At 59.5% G+C, this 20965-nt stretch carries 19 protein-coding genes; 9 read left to right on the forward strand and 10 right to left on the reverse strand.

The features are described 5' to 3' along the window. Positions 1-89 precede the first annotated feature (89 nt). The 5 genes from GGE33_RS05780 (at position 90) to GGE33_RS05800 (ending at position 6171) form a co-directional block, all read left to right on the forward strand. Entirely contained in the window at positions 90-2360 is a 2271-nt protein-coding gene (locus GGE33_RS05780) for a sensor histidine kinase NtrY-like (RefSeq protein ID WP_183821552.1), read from the forward strand. After that, the gene (ntrX, locus tag GGE33_RS05785) at positions 2350-3714 is read left to right on the forward strand and encodes a nitrogen assimilation response regulator NtrX (protein WP_183821553.1); all 1365 of its coding nucleotides are present in this window, start codon (positions 2350-2352) and stop codon (positions 3712-3714) included. Before GGE33_RS05780 ends, ntrX begins: the two co-directional genes overlap by 11 nt. Positions 3715-4014: 300 nt before the next feature. Further along, positions 4015-4257 carry an RNA chaperone Hfq gene (gene hfq / locus GGE33_RS05790; RefSeq protein WP_007757453.1) on the forward strand — a complete coding sequence of 81 codons (243 nt, stop codon included), beginning with the start codon at positions 4015-4017 and terminating at the stop codon, positions 4255-4257. Positions 4258-4332: 75 nt separating this feature from the next. Beyond that, positions 4333-5673, forward strand: coding sequence for a GTPase HflX (gene hflX / locus GGE33_RS05795; RefSeq protein ID WP_210303571.1), 1341 nt, complete (start codon positions 4333-4335; stop codon positions 5671-5673). A gap of 6 nt (positions 5674-5679) precedes the next feature. Then, positions 5680-6171, forward strand: coding sequence for a hypothetical protein (locus GGE33_RS05800; RefSeq protein ID WP_183821554.1), 492 nt, complete (start codon positions 5680-5682; stop codon positions 6169-6171). Positions 6172-6365: 194 nt separating this feature from the next. Here GGE33_RS05800 and GGE33_RS05805 read toward each other — a convergent pair whose 3' ends face one another. The 5 genes from GGE33_RS05805 to cysG form a co-directional block, all read right to left on the reverse strand. Beyond that, positions 6366-7178: a ferredoxin--NADP reductase gene (locus GGE33_RS05805; protein ID WP_183821555.1), complete on the reverse strand. Its 813-nt coding sequence runs from the start codon at positions 7176-7178 to the stop codon at positions 6366-6368. Between the two features lie 145 nt (positions 7179-7323). Continuing rightward, entirely contained in the window at positions 7324-7827 is a 504-nt protein-coding gene (locus GGE33_RS05810; RefSeq protein ID WP_183821556.1) for a DUF934 domain-containing protein, read from the reverse strand. After that, positions 7827-9500: a nitrite/sulfite reductase gene (locus tag GGE33_RS05815; protein ID WP_148144868.1), complete on the reverse strand. Its 1674-nt coding sequence runs from the start codon at positions 9498-9500 to the stop codon at positions 7827-7829. The genes GGE33_RS05810 and GGE33_RS05815 overlap by 1 nt, the downstream gene beginning before the upstream one ends. Positions 9501-9523: 23 nt before the next feature. Next, positions 9524-9838, reverse strand: coding sequence for a DUF2849 domain-containing protein (locus tag GGE33_RS05820; RefSeq protein WP_148144867.1), 315 nt, complete (start codon positions 9836-9838; stop codon positions 9524-9526). Then, a complete protein-coding gene (gene cysG / locus GGE33_RS05825; RefSeq protein ID WP_183821557.1) occupies positions 9835-11307 on the reverse strand; it encodes a siroheme synthase CysG in 1473 nt (490 codons plus the stop codon). Before cysG ends, GGE33_RS05820 begins: the two co-directional genes overlap by 4 nt. A 235-nt stretch (positions 11308-11542) precedes the next feature. Here cysG and GGE33_RS05830 point away from each other — a divergent pair, with 235 nt between their 5' ends. From GGE33_RS05830 to GGE33_RS05840, 3 genes are read left to right on the forward strand one after another with little or no spacing between them, the layout of a single operon-like run. Next, positions 11543-12133: a deaminase gene (locus GGE33_RS05830; RefSeq protein ID WP_183821558.1), complete on the forward strand. Its 591-nt coding sequence runs from the start codon at positions 11543-11545 to the stop codon at positions 12131-12133. Between the two features lie 20 nt (positions 12134-12153). Further along, positions 12154-12999 carry a nucleoside triphosphate pyrophosphohydrolase gene (gene mazG / locus GGE33_RS05835; protein WP_183822397.1) on the forward strand — a complete coding sequence of 282 codons (846 nt, stop codon included), beginning with the start codon at positions 12154-12156 and terminating at the stop codon, positions 12997-12999. A gap of 30 nt (positions 13000-13029) precedes the next feature. Continuing rightward, positions 13030-14226, forward strand: a complete 1197-nt coding sequence (locus tag GGE33_RS05840; protein ID WP_183821559.1) for an FAD-dependent oxidoreductase — start codon at positions 13030-13032, stop codon at positions 14224-14226. Between the two features lie 8 nt (positions 14227-14234). On the opposite strand, the gene GGE33_RS05845 is transcribed toward GGE33_RS05840, so the two are convergent. Both GGE33_RS05845 and GGE33_RS05850 read right to left on the reverse strand, forming a co-directional pair. Further along, positions 14235-15350: a metallophosphoesterase gene (locus tag GGE33_RS05845; protein WP_183821560.1), complete on the reverse strand. Its 1116-nt coding sequence runs from the start codon at positions 15348-15350 to the stop codon at positions 14235-14237. A 129-nt stretch (positions 15351-15479) separates the two neighbouring features. Next, entirely contained in the window at positions 15480-15713 is a 234-nt protein-coding gene (locus GGE33_RS05850; RefSeq protein WP_183821561.1) for a flagellar basal body protein, read from the reverse strand. Between the two features lie 325 nt (positions 15714-16038). On the opposite strand from GGE33_RS05850, the gene GGE33_RS05855 reads away from it, so the two are divergent. Next, positions 16039-17247, forward strand: a complete 1209-nt coding sequence (locus GGE33_RS05855) for a DUF418 domain-containing protein (protein WP_183821562.1) — start codon at positions 16039-16041, stop codon at positions 17245-17247. A gap of 11 nt (positions 17248-17258) precedes the next feature. Here GGE33_RS05855 and GGE33_RS05860 read toward each other — a convergent pair whose 3' ends face one another. From GGE33_RS05860 to gcvH, 3 genes are all read right to left on the reverse strand, one after another. Beyond that, on the reverse strand, positions 17259-17534 hold the full coding sequence (locus tag GGE33_RS05860) for a hypothetical protein (RefSeq protein ID WP_183821563.1): 276 nt from the start codon (positions 17532-17534) through the stop codon (positions 17259-17261). Between the two features lie 202 nt (positions 17535-17736). Continuing rightward, a complete protein-coding gene (gene gcvP / locus GGE33_RS05865) occupies positions 17737-20601 on the reverse strand; it encodes an aminomethyl-transferring glycine dehydrogenase (protein WP_148144859.1) in 2865 nt (954 codons plus the stop codon). Then, on the reverse strand, positions 20598-20960 hold the full coding sequence (gene gcvH, locus GGE33_RS05870; RefSeq protein WP_148144858.1) for a glycine cleavage system protein GcvH: 363 nt from the start codon (positions 20958-20960) through the stop codon (positions 20598-20600). Before gcvH ends, gcvP begins: the two co-directional genes overlap by 4 nt. Positions 20961-20965 lie beyond the last annotated feature (5 nt).

Raw genomic sequence — 20965 nt, forward strand, 5'->3', positions numbered from 1 at the left:
ACCCGGACATCCAAATTCGGTGATTTTGAAGCGTCTTTCCATATTTGGTCAGGCGACAATGTGGTTGGTCCCAGAGCGGGAGGGATATGATGGTGGACGGCGGGACGGCACCCCTTGCCGACGCTCAATCAGCGACCTTCATTCAGGATCGTCGCGCTTCCTTTGCCTTGCCGGGTATTCTTCTGGCGGGTGGTGCGCTGGTCTGCGCCATTCTAACCCTGCTTGTTCTCCTCGGACTGACGCCGATTGCGCCGACCGGAAACGTAGTGATTGCGTCGGCCGTCATCAATTCGCTGTTCATCATCGGCCTGATGTATCTCATTGGGCGCGAGGTGACGCGGCTGCTGCGTGCCCGCAACCGGGGCAGGGCCGCGGCGCGCCTCCACGTGCGAATCGTCGTTCTGTTTTCCATCGTAGCCATAACGCCGGCGGTGCTGGTGGCGATCTTTGCCAGCCTGACGCTGAATGTCGGCCTTGACCGCTGGTTTTCACTGCGCACGCAGTCGATCGTACAGTCGTCGCAGGATATCGCCCGCGCCTACATGATGGAGAATGCGAGCTATCTGCAGGGCCAGACGGTTTCGATGTCTAACGACCTCGAACGCAATCGTGCGATGTTCTATCTCGATCGCACCGGCTTTCTGGACCTGATGACCCGTCAGGCGCGTGGGCGCGGCATGCTCGGAGCTTTCCTGGTTCAGGAGGATGGTCAGGCGATTGCGCAGGCCGATATAAAGACCGAGCGACCGCTGCCTGCTATCCCAGCCGATGCGCTGAAGTCCGCCGCGGGCGGCCAGCCGACACTAATTCCGCCCGGCATCACCAATCTTGTGGGAGCGGTGATGAAGACGGAGGCTATATCGGGAACATTCCTCTACACGATCCGCGCCGTCGACCCGAAGGTCATGAACGCCATGCGGCTGATGGAGGAAAACACTGCCGAGTACAAGGCGATGGAAGCGGGCCGCTCGTCGCTCCAGTTTGCCTTTGCCGTGCTCTATCTCGGGTTCGCACTTATCGTTCTTCTGGCGGCAATCTGGGCAGCAATCGCGGTTGCCGACCGTATCGTGCGGCCGATCCGGCTGCTGATCAGTGCTGCTGATGCTGTCGGCAGTGGTAACCTCAATGTTGTCGTTCCCGTTCGTGCTGCCGATGGCGACGTCGGCAGCCTGTCACGCACATTCAACAAGATGATCTCCGAAATCCGCACGCAGCAGGACGAGATCCTGGAGGCCAAGGACGAAGTCGATGATCGTCGCCGCTTCATCGAAGCCGTGCTTTCCGGTGTAACGGCGGCCGTCATCGGCGTCGACGACCGGAGGATCAGCATCGTCAATCCGTCCGCCGAAGAGATGCTCGGCGTTGAGCAGCAGGGCCTTATCGGTAGAACATTGCAGGAGATCGCACCCGAGATTGACCACGTGCTGACCGAAGCCACAACACGATCCCGCGGGGATTTCCGCAAGGAAGTCAACCTGATGCGCAACGGCAAGGAACGGACATTGTCAGTTCAGGTCACGCGCGAAGAACAGCGCACGTCGAACGATTCCTATGTCATCACGCTCGATGATATTACCGATCTAGTGATTGCACAGCGTTCAACGGCATGGGCGGATGTGGCGCGCCGCATCGCCCATGAGATCAAGAACCCGCTGACGCCTATCCAATTGTCGGCGGAGCGGCTGAAGCGCCGTTACGGCAAGCAGATCGATGAGAATGATCGGGCGGTCTTCGATCAGTGCACGGACACGATCGTCCGGCAGGTCGGCGATATCGGCCGCATGGTCGACGAATTCTCTTCGTTTGCCCGCATGCCCAAGCCGTCGAAGGAAATCACCGATCTCAGGGGCATCCTGAAGGATTCGATCTTCCTGCGCGAAATGGGCACGACCCATGTCGATTTCATTCGCGAACTCGGTGACGAACCTCTCAACGGCCTGTTCGATGGACGGATGCTCGGTCAGGCTTTCGGCAATCTCGTGAAGAATGCCGTCGAGGCGATCGAGATGGTGCCGGCCGACGAGGAGCGTGACGGGCGCAAGGTGATGGTGCGCTCCGGTTTTGACAAGGCACGCGATCTGTTCGTGGTGGATGTGATCGACAACGGCATCGGACTGCCGACCGAGAACCGCCACCGGATACTCGAACCCTATATGACGATGCGCGAAAAGGGCACAGGGCTCGGCCTCGCCATCGTCAAGAAGATTATTGAAGAACATGGGGGGCAGCTCGAATTGCATGATGCCCCTGCCGACTTCGATCATGGCAAGGGCGCCATGATCAGGGTGCTTTTGCCGCATGTCGATGCGGTCGGCGCGCCCGTGAAAGATGAAGACAAGGAAGTAGCTTATGGCGTCTGACATTCTGGTCGTCGATGACGAGGCGGATATCCGCGAGATCGTTTCGGGCATTCTCTCCGACGAGGGCCACGAGACACGGATGGCGTATGACAGCGACAGTGCTCTGGCGGCGATTTCCGACCGCGTGCCGCGGCTGGTTTTCCTCGATATCTGGATGCAGGGGTCGAAGCTCGATGGCCTGGCGTTGCTGGACGAGATCAAGAGCCGCCATCCCGACCTGCCGGTGGTGATGATCTCCGGTCACGGCAATGTCGAGACGGCCGTCTCGGCTATCAAGCGCGGCGCCTTCGATTTTATTGAAAAGCCGTTCAAGGCCGACCGCCTGATCCTGATCGCCGAGCGGGCACTCGAAAACTCCAAGCTCAAGCGCGAAGTGTCCGAACTCAAGAAGCGCACCGGTGATGCGGCCGAACTGGTCGGAACTTCGGTTGCCGTCTCCCAGCTTCGTCAGACGATCGAAAAGGTCGCGCCGACCAACAGCCGCATCATGATCCTTGGCCCTTCCGGCTCAGGCAAGGAACTCGTTGCCCGGATGATCCATCGCAAGTCGTCGCGCGCGACTGGTCCTTTCGTGGCGCTCAATGCGGCAACTATCACGCCCGACCGGATGGAGGTGGCACTTTTCGGCACCGAGGGGACGCCTGGCCAGCCGCGCAAGATTGGCGCGCTTGAAGAGGCGCATCGCGGCATCCTCTATCTCGACGAGATCGGCGAGATGCCGCGCGAGACACAGAACAAGATCCTGCGTGTGCTCGTCGACCAGCAATTCGAGCGCGTCGGTGGTTCGAAGCGGGTGAAGGTGGATGTCCGCATCATTTCCTCCACCGCTTACAATCTGGAGAGCCTGATCTCCGAAGGTGCCTTCCGCGAGGATCTCTATCATCGTCTCGCGGTCGTACCGGTCAAGGTTCCGGCCTTGGCAGAGCGTCGCGAAGACATTCCCTTCCTCGTCGACATGTTCATGAGGCAGGTTTCCGAACAGGCGGGTATCCGCCCGCGCAAGATTGGCGACGATGCCATGGCCGTCCTGCAGGCGCATGACTGGCCGGGCAATATCCGCCAGTTGCGCAACAATATCGAGCGGCTGATGATTCTCGCGCGCACGGATGGCCCGGATACGGCGATCTCCGCCGATATGCTGCCGACCGACCTCGGTGACATGCTGCCAAAGGTCTCGTCGAAGGGGGATGTCCACATCATGACGCTTCCGCTGAGAGAGGCGCGTGAAATGTTCGAGCGTGATTATCTTATCGCGCAGATCAACCGCTTCGGCGGCAATATTTCCCGCACCGCAGAATTTGTCGGCATGGAGCGCTCGGCGCTGCACCGCAAGCTGAAATCGCTCGGCGTCTGAGGCCTTTGCCTAGCTACCGGGGTCGCATTCGTGCGGTCCCATGTATCTTTGACTACGGCTTCACGCAGAGTGCCGAAATCTGCATTCCAATCGTTTCAATCGATGGAAGACAGCGCCGGCGGACATAAGGGCAGTGTCGCATCGAATATGCGCGACGCCTTTTTCGAGATTGCGGAAAAGACGCCGATTTGGTAACCAGACTTGTGGGGGAAGGGAAACACGGGGCGTTTCTCCATCATCTCTTATCACGTGAGATCATTATCCCGGCAGATTGCCGGCAAGAAAGAAAGAATCGGCGCTATGGCGGAACGTTCTCAGAACCTGCAGGATTTATTTCTCAATACAGTCCGAAAGCAGAAGATTTCCCTGACTATATTCCTCATCAACGGGGTCAAGCTCACGGGAGTCGTAACCTCCTTCGACAATTTCTGCGTGCTTCTTCGTCGTGACGGGCACTCCCAGCTCGTGTATAAGCACGCGATCTCGACCATCATGCCGGGCCAGCCCATGCAGATGTTCGAGACCGAAGAAAACGCAGCCTAAGGACAGAGACAGATTTCTACACGAGATACGTCTAACGAATCGCTCGTCCCGGAAGCCGAAAAGCACCGGGACGATATGCGCGCCGTGGTCGTCGTGCCGGTGCTCAAGCAGACGCGCGCCCGCGGTAGCCAGAGCGACGCACCGATCGTCGCCGCTCCCAAGAGATCCAACGAGGCACGACTGGAAGAGGCGACCGGGCTTGCCCGCGCCATCGATCTCGACGTGGTTCAGGGACTGATCGTTCCCGTCAATCAGCCGCGTCCAGCGACCCTGATGGGAACCGGCAAGATCGAGGAAATCAAGGCGCTTCTCGACGAGAAGGATGCCGGCCTCGTCATCGTCGATCATCCGCTGACGCCGGTGCAGCAGCGCAATCTCGAAAAAGAACTGAACGCCAAGGTCATCGACCGTACTGGCCTGATCCTCGAGATTTTCGGCCGCCGTGCCTCCACCAAGGAAGGCACGCTGCAGGTCGATCTGGCGCATCTGAATTACCAGAAGGGTCGTCTGGTCCGGTCCTGGACTCACCTTGAACGCCAGCGTGGCGGTGGCGGGTTCATGGGCGGTCCGGGTGAAACCCAGATCGAAGCCGACCGTCGTCTATTGCAGGACCGTATCGTCAAGCTCGAGCGCGAGCTTGAACAGGTGGTTCGCACTCGCCAGCTTCATCGCGCCAAGCGCCGCAAGGTGCCACATCCGATCGTGGCGCTGGTCGGTTATACCAATGCCGGCAAGTCGACGCTGTTCAACCGCATTACCGGCGCCGGCGTTCTCGCCGAAGACATGCTGTTTGCAACGCTTGACCCGACATTGCGCCGAATGAAGCTGCCGCATGGCCGCACGGTCATCCTCTCGGACACCGTCGGTTTCATCTCCGACCTGCCGACCCATCTGGTCGCCGCCTTCCGTGCGACGCTGGAAGAGGTGCTGGAAGCCGATCTCATCCTGCATGTGCGCGACATGTCCGATCCGGACAATGCCGCCCAGTCGCATGACGTGCTGCGCATTCTTGCCGATCTCGGGATCGACGAGAAGGAAAGCTCCGAGCGCATCATCGAGGTCTGGAACAAGATCGACCGGCTCGACCCGGAAACTCACGACGCGTTGTTTGAACGCGCCAAGGGCCGCGACAACATCATGGCGCTGTCGGCAATCACGGGCGAGGGCCTCGACCCGCTGATGGACGAGATTGCCAAGCGGCTTTCCGGCGTTCTCACCGAAACCTCGATCACCATTCCCGCCGACAAGCTCTCGCTGGTCTCCTGGGTCTACGGCAATTCGATCGTCGATGGCCGCGAGGACAACGAGGACGGTTCGGTGACGATGGATGTGCGCATGTCGGAAGCACAGGCGACCGAGATTGAGCGTCGTTTGGGCAATGGGCCTAAGCGCGAGAAGGAAGACTGGGAGCGGTAGGTAGCCATGCGGTTCTTCACGTCAGAATGGGCACGTGGAGAAGACCACGACCACGATCCGGTCGCTCAATATCAACGGTTCCTCGATACGCTTGATCCGGCTAGTCCGGTCCATCAATTCGTGATGTCTGTCAATCTCAACGACGCGATTTTGGATCGCGCCGTTTATGACAGCGTGCAAAAGAGCCTGCAGCTCTTCCTGATAACCGGAGACTTGCAGGTTGGCTATTGGTCGACAGAGATCAACTACGTCGACGCCGAAATCAACGGGCGGAAAGTCCTGAGCAATGCTCTCGATGATCGCCGATCCGAGATCTTGTATGACGAGTTTTCGGTCGAAGGTAACGGGTTCTTACACCAGTTTCTGCTTGTGCAGAAAACGCGACGCAAAACCAAGGACCAAGAATTCGGTATCCGGTTCAGCTCGTTCAGCTATCGTCAGAGGTCGATCAACGAGCGTGCAGTCACGACGCTGGAAAATGTATCGGTCTGGCGTTAGGACCGTCCGCCTCTGGCTCTGGCTCTAGCTCTGGCCCTTTGGTTTAAGTAGCGGACTGGCAGTCGAAACGTATAAACGTGGCGCTCATCTGCCGCCCAGAGTTCGCGGCTGCCCTGCCGCTCGCTATGGCTCGTGGCGTTCGTCACTGCAATCGATTCACTGGATCGATTGCTCGGGCTCCGCCCGACCGTTCCTCACCCTACAAACGCCCGTTCGATGACGAACTCGCTCGGCTTATTATTGGCGCCTTCGGTCAATCCTGCCTTTTCGAGCAGTTCCTTGGTGTCCTTCAGCATCGCAGCCGAGCCGCAGATCATGCCGCGGTCGACGGCCGGGTCGAGCGGGGGAACGCCGAGGTCGGAGAACATCTTGCCGTTCTCGATCAGGTCGGTGATGCGGCCCTTAAACGGGTAGTCTTCGCGGGTGACGGTGGAATAGAGTTTTAGCTTGTCGCCGACTAGTTCGGAGAGGAACTCGTGGTTCTTGATCTCGTCGATCAGGTCCTGGCCGTATTTCAGCTCGGACACTTCGCGGCAGGTATGGGTGAGGATGACTTCCTCGAATTTTTCGTAGGTTTCCGGATCGCGGATCAGGCTGGCGAAGGGCGCAATGCCGGTGCCGGTCGAGAACATATAGAGACGCTTGCCGGGGGTGAGCGCATCGAGCACCAGCGTGCCGGTCGGCTTCTTGCGCATAAGAACGGTATCGCCCGGCTTGATCTTCTGCAGGTGCGAGGTCAGCGGGCCATCCGGCACCTTGATCGAGAAGAATTCCAGTTCCTCGTCCCAGGCCGGGCTTGCGATCGAATAGGCGCGGTAGATCGGCTTTTCGCCGACCATCAGGCCGATCATGGCAAATTCGCCCGAGCGGAAACGGAAGCCAGCCGGGCGCGTCATGCGGAAACGGAACAGCCGGTCGGTATAGTGCTGCACATCCAGCACTGTCTCGGCATAGACGCCATCCGGGATCTTTACGGCAAAGTCTTCGGTCTTCGTGGGAGCATTCATCGCGATCGGTCTTCCAGTCTCATCGTTCTGACAGCGAGATATACTATCAAGCTGCGCATTTGAAGGCATCCCCGCCCATTGTCGCGGAAAGCATAGAAAATATGTGTACGAAAGTCACCTTTAACTCTCCCAATTCGGGGGAGTGTCAGGCCGAGCGGCGGCGCCAGCTGTAACCTTCGCCGGCTTCCGCATGACGGGATGTCGGCTGGTAATGCACGGCAATACCGGGCAGACGGTCCTCCGAAAGTCGCTTCAGCGCCGTTGCGTTAGTGACGGCAAAGCTGTCGATACCGCAGCGAAGCATCAGTGGCACCTGATCGATCAGCACATCACCGACTGCCCGCAATTCGTTGCGATAGGCAAGCCGGTCGCGCAGCAGCGAGGCATGGCTGAAGGCGCGACCGTCGTTGAAGGCCGGGAAATCCACCGCAACGATCTCGATGCGATAGAGATAGGGCTCCAGCCTGGTGACGTCGTCGGCGGGCTTGATCAGCACGCCGAGGCCGACATCGTTGCTGGCCTCCGCTTTCTCGATAAACTGATCGAGCGGCAGAAGCGCCTTCTGCTCGCCTTCGGCCTTCGCCTCGTCTGTTTCGATCACCCACGGATCGTTCTCGACGAAACCGGTTTCTCTCCAGATCTTCGTCATCACGCGGCCTCCGCCTTGGCTTCACCATAGAGCGCATCCTTGAAAGGCTGCGGCCCGACACGGCGATAGGCGGCCAAGAAGGTTTCTTCCTTGCCCGTACGCAGACCGAGATAGGTATCGACGATGGTTTCGATCGCGTCCGTCACCTTGGCCGGCTCGAAGCCACGGCCGATGATTTCGCCGATTGATGTATGTTCGTCGCCGGAACCGCCGAGCGTGATCTGATAGAGCTCGGCGCCTTTCTTTTCCACGCCCAGAAGGCCGATATGGCCGACATGGTGGTGGCCACAGGCATTAATGCAGCCGGAGATTTTTATCTTGAGCTCACCAATCTCGGCCTGTCTTTCAGGCGCGCCGAAGCGTGAAGAAATTTCCTGGGCTACCGGGATCGAACGGGCGTTCGCGAGTGCGCAATAGTCCAGGCCGGGACAGGCAATGATATCGGTGATCAGGTTGGAATTCGCCGTTTCCAGCCCGTGCGCCGTCAGGGCACGATAGAGCGGCTCCAGATCGGCCAGCGCCACATGCGGGAAGATGACGTTCTGCTCATGGCTGATGCGGATCTCATCATGGGCGAATTCTTCCGCCAGATCGGCAATCACATCCATCTGGACGTCGGATGCATCCCCCGGAATGCCGCCGATGGGTTTCAGCGAAATCGTCACCATGCCGTAATCGGGATGCTTGTGCGGCTGGACATTCTGGTTCACCCAGCGGGCAAAGGCCTCGTCCTGCTTTTTCCAGCCGGCAAGCTGCGCCCAGCCTTCGCCACGGTTGGGCAGGGCCGGCGGTGCGAAATAGGCGGTGATTGCCGCGACATCAGCCTCCGGTAGCTTCAGTTCGCTTTCCTGCAGATGGGAAAATTCCTCCTCTACCTGACGGGTCAGTTCCTCGACGCCCGTTTCATGCACGAGGATCTTGATGCGCGCCTTGTATTTGTTGTCACGACGGCCATGCAGGTTGTACACGCGCATGATCGCGGTGATGTAGGAGAGCAGGTCCCGCTCGGGCAGAAAATCCTTGATCTTCTTGGCGATCAGAGGCGTGCGGCCCTGTCCGCCGCCGACATAGACGGCAAAACCGATCTCACCCTTTTCGTTCTTCTTCAGATGCAGGCCGATATCGTGGACCTGTATTGCCGCGCGGTCGCGTTCTGCACCCGTCACCGCAATCTTAAACTTGCGCGGCAGGAAGGAGAATTCCGGGTGGACGGAAGACCACTGGCGCAGAATTTCAGCATAGGGACGGGGGTCGGCCACTTCGTCTGCTGCCGCACCGGCAAAATGGTCGGCCGTGACATTGCGAATGCAGTTGCCCGAGGTCTGCAGCGCATGCATTTCGACACTTGCCAGTTCCGCCAGGATATCGGGCGTGTCGGAAAGCTTCGGCCAGTTGTACTGGATGTTCTGGCGGGTGGTGAAATGGCCGTAACCGCGGTCATATTTGCGGGCGATATGCGCCAGCATCCGCATCTGCCTAGAGTTCAGCGTGCCATAAGGGATTGCGACGCGAAGCATATAGGCATGAAGCTGCAGATAGACGCCGTTCATCAGGCGCAGCGGCTTGAAAGCATCCTCGGCGAGTTCGCCGGAAAGCCGGCGCTCGACCTGATCGCGAAACTGTTCCACGCGGCTCGAAACAAAGGCGTGGTCGAATTCATCGTAACGATACATGGGTGTCCCGGAACTCTTAGGTGTCAGACTGCGATGAAGGCTGCGTCGGCTTTGCCGTAGCCGCTCGCGTAATTCATTGTGGGGCCGGCGGCGCGGATACGCTCGCGAAGGCGGGTCGGCCACAGCACGCCATTGGTTTCCTCGACATCGATCACTGCGACATCGACAACCTTGTTGTCGGCGAAATCCCGCTTGCCGATCGCTTCCAGCGAGGCTGCGGCTTCCGCATGACGAGCGACCAGCGCATCCTGCAGGTTTTCCGTCCAGTGGCCTGCGGCATCCAGCCAGACGGCGATACCATCGGAAAGGCGGTTGGCGGTCAGAACCTTGTCGGTCATTGCTGCATTCCTTTTTCCTGGCCTTGTTCTTGGCCCGCATATTCGTGGCTACGGACAGATTTTCTGAAGGCGGAGAGCGGTTCGGATTTGTCGAAATTCGCGCCGGCGACGGCCTCGCCGATGATCACCATGACCGGACCATCGAGGTCGTCACGCGCTTCCAGTGACGGCAGCTCGCTCAGCACGCCATGGAAGAGCTTGCGGTCGATGCGGCTGGCATTTTCGATCACGGCAACCGTCGTGTCGCGGCTCAAACCTGCATCCATCAGGCGTTCGGAGACCGAGGCGGCGACCGTGCGGCCCATATAAACGGCGATGGTGGCGCCGGAGATGGCAAGGCTTGCCCAGTCCGGCAATACATCGCCGGTCAGGTCGTGGCCAGTGGTGAAGATCAGCGAGGAGGCAACACCGCGCAAGGTCAGCGGCAGATCGAAATCAGCGGCTGCAGCGAAAGCCGACGTGATACCGGGCACGATCTCGTAAGCGATGCCGGCTTCCCGAAGGGCTGCCATTTCCTCACCGGCACGACCGTAGATCAGCGGATCACCGGATTTCAGTCTTACGACGCGCTTGCCCTGGCGTCCGAGATCGACCAGCAGGCGGTTGATCTCGTCCTGGCTCTTGGAGTGACAGTTCTTGCGCTTCCCGACGGAAAGACGTTCGGCATCGCGGCGGCCCATGTCGACGATCGCCTGCGGTACAAGCGCGTCATAAACGATCGCGTCGGCTTCCATCAGCACACGCTGTGCCCGTAACGTCAGCAGGTCTTCTGCGCCGGGGCCGGCACCGACCAGCCAGATCTTGCCCTCGGCCTGTCCAGAGGTCGACAGAAGCACATTGGCGGCGCGACGGGCGGAGGCGTGGTCGTTTGCTTCAATCGCATCGGCGACATCGCCCGAGAAGAAGCGGCGCCAGAAAATGCGACGGGAAACACCGCGCGGAACAAGCCGTTCGGCGGCATCGCGGTAATCGGCGGCAAGGCTTGCGAGGCGGCCGAGAGACGGCGACAGCATCTGGTCGATGCGGGCGCGGATCATCTGCGCCAGAACCGGGCCTGCACCCTCCGTGCCGATAGCTATGGCGACCGGTGCACGGTTGACGAGAGCCGGGGTGAAGAAATCGCAATAGTCGGGCTGGTCCACGGCATTGGCCGGGATTTTTTGCGCACGCGCGGCGGTGACGATTGCCTGATCCTGCTCGGCTTCACCGGTTGCGGCAAAAACCAGTACGGCACCCTTTACCTGATCGGCGGAGAATTCGGCGCGGATGACCTCGACCCCCTGCGCATCGAGCCAAGCGGCATAATCCGATTCCGGCTCGTCGGCATAAGCGATGATCCCGGCATCGGTATTCCTCAAGAGACGAGCTTTGGCATAGGCTTCGTCGCCGTTGCCAAAGATTGCCACGGTCTTTCCATGCACACGGAAAAAGGCCGGGAAGGCTGACAGGCGTTGATGGCTGGCTGACATGCGGTTATCCTGAAACATATGACAGGAATATCCACAATCTGACGCAGGTTTTGAAGAAATGGATATGCGAAGTGGATTGGCCGCGGGTATTTCTGTTTCTCAATCAACCTGTTCTTGAGCAAAAGCCACCGCAGAGGATATTTCTCCAGTATTTCTGTAGATTACCAGGTTTTTACCTCGATCGGTCCGATCCTCGTTATAAATTGCCTAGACATACCAGCCATAAAGAGCCTCCATGACCACTGCCGCCACACTCGCCCCACGGCTTCTCGACGTCATCGAACACGATATCCTGCCGCTTACCCAAGCGGGTGTCGCTGCCGGCAACAAGGTCTTCGGCGCAGCGATCCTGAAAAAGTCCGATCTTTCGCTGGTGATTGCCGAGACCAATAACGAACTGGAAAATCCGCTCTGGCACGGTGAAGTCCACACGCTGAAGCGTTTTTATGAAAAAGCTTCAGGACTTTCCACCAAGGATTTGATTTTCCTGTCAACTCATGAACCCTGCACGATGTGCATGTCGGCGATTACATGGGCAGGTTTCGACAATTTCTATTCCTTCTTCAGCCATGAGGATTCGCGCGATGCGTTTGCCATTCCGCATGACCTGAAAATCCTCAAGGAGGTATTCGGGCTGGAGCCCGGCGGTTATCGCCGGTCGAATGCGTTCTGGAATTCCTACTTCATTGCAGATCTGGTGGAGACGGAGCAGGACCCGCTGCGACAGCAATTGCGCGAACAGACCGCCCGGATCAAACAGACCTATCAGCGCCTTTCGGATAGCTACCAGTCCGGCAAGGGCGAAAACGACATACCGCTCAACTGAGCGTCCAAGGATATTTCATGATGGAAGCTTCAAAGGATATTTCGCGGCTGATCGAGATCATGGCGGCGCTGCGCACGCCTGTCACCGGCTGCCCCTGGGATCTGGAGCAGGATTTCGCGTCGATCAAGCCCTATACGATCGAGGAGGCCTATGAGGTTGCCGACGCGATCGAACGCAAGGACATGGACGATCTCTGCGAGGAGTTGGGTGACCTGCTGCTGCAGGTGGTTTTTCACGCCCGCATGGCGGAAGAGGCGGGCGACTTTGCCTTTGGTGACGTGGTGGAAGTGGTGACGAGAAAGATGATCCGCCGCCATCCGCATGTCTTTGTTCCCCTTGGGGCCCGCTCCGATGCCGATACGCCCGGTGCGGTGAAAATCCAGTGGGACGAGATCAAGCAGGAGGAGAAACGCGAGCGGGCCGAACGGCGCTTGAGCCGCGGCATCACCGAGGACTTCAAGGCCGGTTTTCTCGGATCCGTGCATCGCAGCCAGCCGGCGCTGACCGAAGCGTTGAAACTGCAGGAGTGCGCTGCCAAGGTCGGTTTCGACTGGTCGCAGCCGGAACCGATCCTCGACAAGATCGAGGAAGAAGTGCGGGAGTTGCGTGAGGCGCTGCAGGCAGGCCATCCGGAAAAAGTGTCCGATGAGCTTGGTGATCTGATCTTCGCGATGGTCAATATCGGCCGTCATGTCGGCACGGATCCGGAAAATGCGCTGCGCGGAACGAATACGAAATTCCGGCGTCGGTTCAATCATATGGAGACGGAACTTAAAAAATCAGGCGAGAGCCTGGAGGCCGCATCTCTCGAGCGAATGGAAGACCTGTGGCAGGCAGCCAAAGCCATCGAGCGGCAGCTGGGTTGAGCGCGTGAACGCCACCGACAGGACCGTGCCATGAAGATCGATGGGCTGGAAGTCGCAATCGCCGGTGCCGGCATCGGCGGGTTGTCGCTGGCAACCATGCTCGCCCGTGGTGGCGCGAAAGTCGTGGTCTACGACCAGATGGAAGCGCCGCAGCCTGTCGGCTCGGGTTTCGTGCTGCAGCCGACGGGTCTGGCAATCCTAAAGGCGATGGGCCTGTTCGATGCGATCGCAGCTCGCGGACAGGTCATTACCCGCATGCACGGAGCATTGGCCGGCGGATCGTCCGGGCCGGGCAAGACGGTGCTGGAGATCAGTTATCCGGTTGATGGTCACGGCATCGCCATCCAGCGCGTGGCCTTGTTCGATCTTTTGCTATCCGCGGCAATTGCCTCAGGCGTCCGGTTTGAGACGAATGCAAGAACGACTGGCATCATAGAAGGCAAAAGACCGGCGCTGACGCTCGATGGCGGTCGTGCAACGCCTTCGGCAGATCTCGTCGTCGACGCGATGGGCGCCAGCTCACCGATCGGCCACGATCCGGCGAAGGAGCTGAACTATGGCGCGCTCTGGGCGACGGTGCCGTGGCCGGAGAACGGACCGTTTCATCCCCACGAGCTGGAGCAGCGTTACGAGCGGGCGAGCCATATGGCCGGCGTCCTGCCGGTCGGGACGGCGAGGGACGGCGCGGCGCCGATGGCGACCTTCTTCTGGAGCCTGCGTAACCGCGAGATCGAAGCGTGGCGCAATGCCGGCCGGGATGCGTGGCTGGAACGGGTGAACGCGCTGTGGCCGCAAGCCGTGCCGCTTGCCGAAGTCGCCGAGCCAGTCCATGCCCGCTATCGTCACCATACACGAAAGCCGGTGGCCGGGTGCGGTGTGATCCGCATTGGCGATGCATGGCATGCGACAAGCCCGCAATTGGGCCAGGGTGCGAACATGGCGATGATCGATGCCGCCTCGCTGTTCTTGGCTCTTGCCCGCGCACCGTCGATTGATGAGGCCTTTGCGCTGCATCTGCGCCAGCGCGGGCCGCATGTCTGGCTCTACCAGACGCTCAGCGTCGTGCTAACGCCTTTTTATCAGTCCGACAGCCGCATCCTGCCGGCCATGCGCGATATCGCGATCGGCCCGACGACGCGAATGCCGCTGGTGCGGCAGCTTGTCAGCCGGCTGGTCACAGGCGATTTCCTCAGCCCGATAAAGCGCATCGGACTCGAGGAGCTTTAGGCGCCGTTTCAGGCGGGCCGAAGCGTGATGACGGTCAGCTCCGATGGCACGCCAAGCCGCAGCGCAAAACCGATCCACAAAGCCGTGCCGTTGTTGACGTAAAGCTGCATGTCGCCGACGTCGTAACGGCCGGACACAAAGCCGTTGTTGAAGCGTGCGACCAACCGGTCCATACCAAGGATCATGCCGCCATGTGTATGGCCGGAAAGCTGCAGATCGGCACCGGCTTGTGCTGATACCCGTGCATTGCGCGGCTGGTGGTCCAGGAGGATGATGGGGGCTTCCGGCGGCGCGCCGGCCAATGCCTTCGCGACATCCGGCCCTTCGAGGCCGAAACGGGTCGCGTTGACATCGTTGACGCCTGCCAGCGTCAGCCTCGCATCTCCGCGCGACAACAGAACATGGCCGTTGGAAATCGTCTTGAGGCCAAGCTCCTGGTATTTCGCCATCCAGCCGTCATGGCCGAAGTAATATTCGTGATTGCCCGGGATGGTGTAGACGCCATCGGTGGCTTTCAGCTTTGCCAGCGGCGCAACGTCCCGCATGCGAGCTTGCAGGTCGCCGTCGATCAGGTCGCCGGTGATGACGATCAGGTCGGCATTCTGGGCATTGGCCTTTGCAACCGTCTCTTCGACCCAGGGCGCTTGGAACAGGCGGCTGATATGCAGATCGGTGAGCTGGATCATCCGGTAGCCGTCGAATTCCGCCGGGAGATTGCGGATCCTGATCTCGACTTCCTTCACCGGCGGAACGCGGATTGCCTGGGAAACGGCAAAGGCCGCCAGCGACATGGTGACGATGCCGACGCTGTAGCGCAGTTTCGGTGCGATCGAGATGCGCCGGCGTTTCAAGGCCGCGATCACCGATGCAACGATGTCGATTGCGAGCTGGCAGACGGCAGTCAGCAGTATGAAGCCTGACAGCCAGTTCGCCATGATCATCGCTAACCTCGGCACTTCCGGCGAGAACATCGTACCGAAGACGAGAAGGCTGATCAGGCTGTGCTGGAACACCACCATCAGGATGACGGCGAGAAAGCCCTTCAGCCAGTTCGGCCAGGGCAGCGGATAGATGAAACGGGCAACTACATAGAAGCAAAGGATGGCTTTGAAGAGATGAAACAAGGCGGGATGCTCTGGGTCTTGGGATAAGGAACCCTCTCTTCTTCGAGTTCGCCGCCCAACTCAACCGCCCAGACCGACCGGCTGACGCGATTTTGATCGCGTGCGATCAGGTCGAAATCTCTCGCAGCGTTAGTCCCGCTTGATCGTCAGCAGCAGATCCCACATGTCCGCACCGGTTTCGAAGACGGCAGCGTTGGCGGCATAACCTTGTTCGGCTGTCATCACATCGATCATTTCCCCTGCCTGATCGACGTCGTATCCGGGCGTTGAGGCATTGGCGATATTATTCGCAGCCGTATTCAGGCGCTGTGATTGCGTCTGCATGCCGGTGACGGAAATGCTCATTGCTGCCGAAATCGTCATTGCCCTACCTTCTCATCGTTCGCCATCGTTATGAAGGACAGGCGCGAATGAAGGGTGAAGGGACAGGGTTAAGTCCCGTCATCGTTTACCCCGTTTCCTGTGTCGATCAGGGACATCCGTCTCATGGTCACTTGTTCCCGATGAGGAGAGGTCCCCATAATGGCCGCATTCCTGGCCAAAACATCCAGCTCATGCCGATCCGATCGACCACATGGTTCGATCGGAAATCGGGAGAAGTGTCAGATTTAGGGATTGCCCTAAAAACGCATGAGCCTATGTCGGTATTGCACTGCAATATTTCCGATGCCGGCTGAAGGAGCTGTTCATGGCGGGTAAAGCAGCAATTCCGAGAATTATCGGAATAGATCTGACCCGGTCGGTCGCTATCTTTTTCGCCATGCTCAGCCATGTCTGGGTCGTCACCAATATGGACACGTTCTGGAGCGGTGCTTCGGCGGATTTCCTGCGGGCATTGATGGCGCTCGCCACCCCGACATTCATCCTGTTGTTCGGCACGATGCTCGAGATCGTCTATCGTCCGAGATTCGTTGCCGGTGAGCAGGAGCGGGTCGCTGTCCGGCTGTTTTCCCGCGCGATACAGTGCTGGCTTCTCTACTGCGTCTCGGTCTTCGTTCTCTACCTGTTTGCCGATGGCTATTCGCTGAAATTTTCGTTGGCGACCATGATGCTGATCGGTGTCACTCCCTTCACCGATATCCTCAAATTCTATGCCGTCGTCCTATTCCTGGCGCCATTCCTGTTGTGGCTGCGCTGCAGGGTCGGCTTGCTGCCGCTTGTGGTCATGGCGCTTATCGTTCATGCCGCCCATCCGGTCATTCGCGGGCTTCCTAGCCCGCTCGATTTCCATCTGAGCATGTATGCCGAGCGGGTGGTGACCTTCCTCTTCGGTGTCGGCGATGCCAAGCTTGGCGGTCCGTCGATTCTGCATGGGACAAGCCTGATCATCGCAGGAATGGCATTCGGTCGGCTGATTGCGGGAGACAGGACCGTTCAATCAGAGAAGCCACCCATTGGAGTCGTTACACGGGCGTCCTACCTGCTGGCCGGCTCGGCTTTGGTGATCGCTCTCGGGGTCCTGTTCTATGATGAAAAGTCCCTGGCGGAACTCGGCGACATGTCGCTGCGGATGGATAGCGATCCGCTCTATTTCGCCGCCGGCCTCTGCGGTGCCATTGCCATGACGAGCCTTGCGGTGCTTCTCACCCAGCGCCTTTCGCCGGAGGTGAAGCAGCGGCTGGAGAAACCGGTCTTCTTTGGGCGCACCAGTCTCTTCACCTTCGCCTTCGGCAACATGATCCTCTACGGCTGGCCCGGTGAGCCGGATACTCTGCAATCTGCCGTATTCCAGGTGGTTCTGATCAGTATCGCGATCATGCTGCTCAGCTACCTGTTCGATCGGGAGGTGCGGCGGGGCGGCACGCTGGCGGCTGCCGTGAAATGGATGCAGGCGCGGATCACATCGCTCGTCAACATGCTGGTGGGATGGAGAACGCCGCGGGTGAGGCAGGCCTGACGGTGAAGTCTTCAGGCCGCCTTCAGTTTCCGCAGCAGAGTTTCTAGTTCCTCTGACTCGGGAAGCGGCGTCGAAGGGCCGGATTTCAGGTTGTTGCGGTCACCGAGTTCGAACTGGTACCAGTTCATCAGGCCCGAGGCGATCGCCTGCGCTTCCTGGCTTTCCGGCGAGACATCGTTTTCCTCGCACCAGGCTTCCAGAAACCGCTGCAAAAGCTCGAGATCATCCGATCCGAGTACGATGCTAGACGAAACCTTATCCCTAAACATTTCTGTCCTCACAACCATGCTGGAGTTTCCGAAAGAGCATGTTTTGCTGCTGGTTCGGAAGCAGGAGAGTGCCTTTAGGACATGGCACCCATCGGATACATCTGATCATCCTCAATGCATCCGGCCTTAGGCCTATAATGCACGACGGCGCAAATGGTTCATTTTGATACAGAAAAGGCGGCCAGAGGCCGCCTTTTCCAATCGTTTTGTACCGGGTCGATTACTCGGCAGCTTCTGCATAATCCTCCAGCGGAGGGCAGGAGCATACGAGGTTGCGGTCACCATAGACGTTGTCGATACGGTTGACCGAGGACCAGTATTTGTCGACTCGGAACGAGCCGGGCGGGAAGCAGGCCTGTTCGCGGGAATAGGGACGATCCCACTCGCCGACGAGGTCTTCCACCGTATGCGGAGCGTTCTTCAGCGGGTTGTTGAGCTTGTCTGAACGGCCTTCCTCTATGTCGCGGGCTTCCTCGCGGATCGCCAGCATCGCTTCGCAGAAGCGGTCGAGTTCGGCCTTGGTTTCCGACTCTGTCGGCTCGATCATCAGTGTGCCGGCAACCGGCCAGCTCATGGTCGGTGCGTGGAAACCGCAGTCGATCAGGCGCTTGGCCACGTCGTCCACCGTCACGCCGGCAGAGGCGTTGAGCGGGCGGGTGTCGATGATGCATTCATGCGCCACGCGGCCGGTTTCCGACTTGTAGAGCACGTCATAGGCACCCTTGAGGCGGGCTGCGATATAGTTGGCGTTGAGGATCGCAACCTTGGTTGCCTGCATCAGGCCTTCGCCGCCCATCATCAGGCAGTAGGACCAGGAGATAGGCAGGATCGACGGCGAGCCGAACGGAGCAGCCGAAACCGCACCTTCACGACCATCCGATTGCGGGTGACCGGGCAGATAAGCTGCCAGATGCGCCTTGACGCCGATCGGCCCCATGCCGGGACCACCGCCGCCATGCGGGATGCAGAAGGTCTTGTGCAGGTTCAAGTGCGACACGTCGGAGCCGATGTCGCCGGGGCGGGCAAGGCCGACCATGGCGTTCATGTTGGCGCCGTCGAGATAGACCTGGCCGCCGTGCTTGTGGGTGATGTCGCAGATTTCCTTGACCGTTTCCTCGAACACGCCATGCGTGGACGGGTATGTGATCATGCAAGCCGAAAGATTTGCGGCATGTTCTTCGGCCTTGGCGCGGAAATCGTCGAGATCGATATCGCCATTGTCACGAACCTTGACGACTACGACCTTCATGCCGACCATCTGTGCCGAGGCGGGGTTAGTGCCGTGCGCGGATGTCGGGATCAGGCAGACGTTGCGATGCGTGTCGCCATTGGCAATGTGGTAATTGCGGATGGTGAGCAGGCCCGCATATTCGCCCTGCGCGCCCGAATTCGGCTGCATGGAGAAGGCGTCGTAACCGGTAACCTGGCAAAGCTTTTCCGACAGGTCGTCGATCATTTCCTTGTAGCCGAGCGCCTGGTCGACAGGAACGAACGGATGGATATCCGAAAATTCCGGCCAGGTGATCGGCAGCATTTCCGCTGTCGCATTGAGTTTCATCGTGCAGGAGCCGAGCGGGATCATCGCACGGTCGAGCGCGAGGTCGCGGTCCGACAGTCGGCGGATGTAGCGGGTCATCTCGCTTTCGGCGCGGTTCATGTGGAAGATCGGATGGGTCATGTAATCCGATTTTCTGAGCAGCGCGGTCGGCAGGCGGTATTCGACCTCGAAGTCGGAGACCTTGAAATTGCCGCCGAATGCACGCCAGACGGCTTCGAGCGTGACCGGACGGGTACGCTCATCGAGCGACATGCCGATCTTGGTCTCGCCGACCTTGCGCAGGTTGACGCCTTCGGCAACGGCTGCCCGCAGGATCAGGCCCTGCATGTGGCCGACCTCGACCGTGATCGTGTCGAAGAAGGTTTCCGGCTCGATTTTGTAGCCGAGCTTTTCCAGGCCCTTTGCCATCAGCACGGCCTTCTTGTGAACCTGCTGGGCAATTGCCTTCAGGCCCTGCGGGCCGTGGAAGACGCCGTACATCGAGGCCATGACGGCGAGCAGAACCTGCGCGGTGCAGATGTTCGACGTCGCCTTTTCGCGGCGGATATGCTGTTCGCGGGTCTGCAGCGACAGGCGATAGGCGCGGTTGCCGCGGGCATCGACCGAAACGCCGACAAGACGGCCGGGCATGGCGCGCTTGTGGGCATCCTTGACGGCCATGTAGGCTGCGTGCGGACCGCCGTAGCCGACCGGAACGCCGAAGCGTTGCGAGGAACCGATGGCGATATCGGCGCCCATCTCACCGGGAGACTTCAAAAGCGTCAGGGCCAGAAGGTCGGCGGCGACTGCAGCAAGCGCACCGGTCTGGTGCAGGCGGGAGATCAGGCCGGTGAAGTCACGAACTTCGCCATTGGTGCCCGGATACTGGAAGATCGCACCAAAAACGTCGACCGGGTCGAGATCGGTCATCGGATCGCCGATGATGACGCTCCAGCCGAGCGGGGCGGCGCGGGTTTCGATCAGCGCGATGGTCTGCGGGTGGCAGGCCTTATCGACGAAGAAAGCGCTCGCCTTGGTCTTTGCCTGGCGCTGGCAGAGCGCCATGGCTTCGGCAGCAGCGGTCGCTTCATCGAGCAGCGAGGCGTTGGCGACGTCGAGACCGGTCAGGTCGGCGATCATCGTCTGGAAGTTCAGCAGCGCCTCGAGACGGCCTTGGCTGATTTCCGGCTGGTAAGGCGTATAGGCCGTGTACCAGGCCGGATTTTCCAGAATGTTGCGCTGGATGACCGGCGGGGTGATGGTGCCGTAATAGCCCTGACCGATCAGCGAAGTCAGGACCTGGTTCTTGTTGGCGGTCTCGCGCAGCTTGTCGAGCGCCTCGCGCTCCGAGAGCGCCGCACCCCAGGTAAGCGGGGCCTGCTGGCGGATCGAGGAGGGCACGGTGGCATCGATCAGCGCGTCGAGCGACTTATAACCGATGACCTTCAGCATTTCGGTCATTTCAGCCGGCGAGGGGCCGATATGACGCCGATTGGCGAAGTCATACGGATTATAGTCGGTGAAGTGGAAATCGGTATTCTCGGTCATCCGATCAGGTCCTTGTAGGCGGCTTCGTCCATCAGGCCATCGACGTCGGAAACGTTCTTCAGCTTCAGCTTGAAGAACCAGGCGGCGCCCTGCGGATCGGAATTAACGAGCGACGGGTCGTCGACGATCGCCTGGTTGACTTCGGTGACTTCGCCATCGAGCGGGGAGTAGACGTCAGACGCAGCCTTGACGCTCTCGACGGTGGCGGCATTGCCGTCCTTGACGAGTTCTGCGCCGACTTCCGGAAGCTCGACAAAAACGAGGTCGCCAAGCTGGTCGGCGGCGTGCTGGGTGATGCCAACAGTGGCGACATCGCCCTCAAGCTTCAGCCATTCGTGTTCAGCGGTGAATTTCAACATTTTAG

It is taken from the genome of Aliirhizobium cellulosilyticum (assembly GCF_014198105.1).
In the GTDB taxonomy this organism is placed as follows: Bacteria; Pseudomonadota; Alphaproteobacteria; order Rhizobiales; family Rhizobiaceae; genus Neorhizobium; species Neorhizobium cellulosilyticum.

Excerpts from the sequence above, each read along its gene's own strand:
- GGE33_RS05780 (WP_183821552.1), top strand. The coding sequence starts at position 90 with ATGGTGGACGGCGGGACGGCACCCCTTGCCGACGCTCAATCAGCGACC.
- ntrX (WP_183821553.1), top strand. The coding sequence starts at position 2,350 with ATGGCGTCTGACATTCTGGTCGTCGATGACGAGGCGGATATCCGCGAG.
- hfq (WP_007757453.1), top strand. The coding sequence starts at position 4,015 with ATGGCGGAACGTTCTCAGAACCTGCAGGATTTATTTCTCAATACAGTC.
- hflX (WP_210303571.1), top strand. The coding sequence starts at position 4,333 with ATGCGCGCCGTGGTCGTCGTGCCGGTGCTCAAGCAGACGCGCGCCCGC.
- GGE33_RS05800 (WP_183821554.1), top strand. The coding sequence starts at position 5,680 with ATGCGGTTCTTCACGTCAGAATGGGCACGTGGAGAAGACCACGACCAC.
- GGE33_RS05805 (WP_183821555.1), bottom strand. The coding sequence starts at position 7,178 with ATGAATGCTCCCACGAAGACCGAAGACTTTGCCGTAAAGATCCCGGAT.
- GGE33_RS05810 (WP_183821556.1), bottom strand. The coding sequence starts at position 7,827 with ATGACGAAGATCTGGAGAGAAACCGGTTTCGTCGAGAACGATCCGTGG.
- GGE33_RS05815 (WP_148144868.1), bottom strand. The coding sequence starts at position 9,500 with ATGTATCGTTACGATGAATTCGACCACGCCTTTGTTTCGAGCCGCGTG.
- GGE33_RS05820 (WP_148144867.1), bottom strand. The coding sequence starts at position 9,838 with ATGACCGACAAGGTTCTGACCGCCAACCGCCTTTCCGATGGTATCGCC.
- cysG (WP_183821557.1), bottom strand. The coding sequence starts at position 11,307 with ATGTCAGCCAGCCATCAACGCCTGTCAGCCTTCCCGGCCTTTTTCCGT.
- GGE33_RS05830 (WP_183821558.1), top strand. The coding sequence starts at position 11,543 with ATGACCACTGCCGCCACACTCGCCCCACGGCTTCTCGACGTCATCGAA.
- mazG (WP_183822397.1), top strand. The coding sequence starts at position 12,154 with ATGGAAGCTTCAAAGGATATTTCGCGGCTGATCGAGATCATGGCGGCG.
- GGE33_RS05840 (WP_183821559.1), top strand. The coding sequence starts at position 13,030 with ATGAAGATCGATGGGCTGGAAGTCGCAATCGCCGGTGCCGGCATCGGC.
- GGE33_RS05850 (WP_183821561.1), bottom strand. The coding sequence starts at position 15,713 with ATGACGATTTCGGCAGCAATGAGCATTTCCGTCACCGGCATGCAGACG.
- GGE33_RS05855 (WP_183821562.1), top strand. The coding sequence starts at position 16,039 with ATGGCGGGTAAAGCAGCAATTCCGAGAATTATCGGAATAGATCTGACC.
- GGE33_RS05860 (WP_183821563.1), bottom strand. The coding sequence starts at position 17,534 with ATGGTTGTGAGGACAGAAATGTTTAGGGATAAGGTTTCGTCTAGCATC.
- gcvP (WP_148144859.1), bottom strand. The coding sequence starts at position 20,601 with ATGACCGAGAATACCGATTTCCACTTCACCGACTATAATCCGTATGAC.
- gcvH (WP_148144858.1), bottom strand. The coding sequence starts at position 20,960 with ATGTTGAAATTCACCGCTGAACACGAATGGCTGAAGCTTGAGGGCGAT.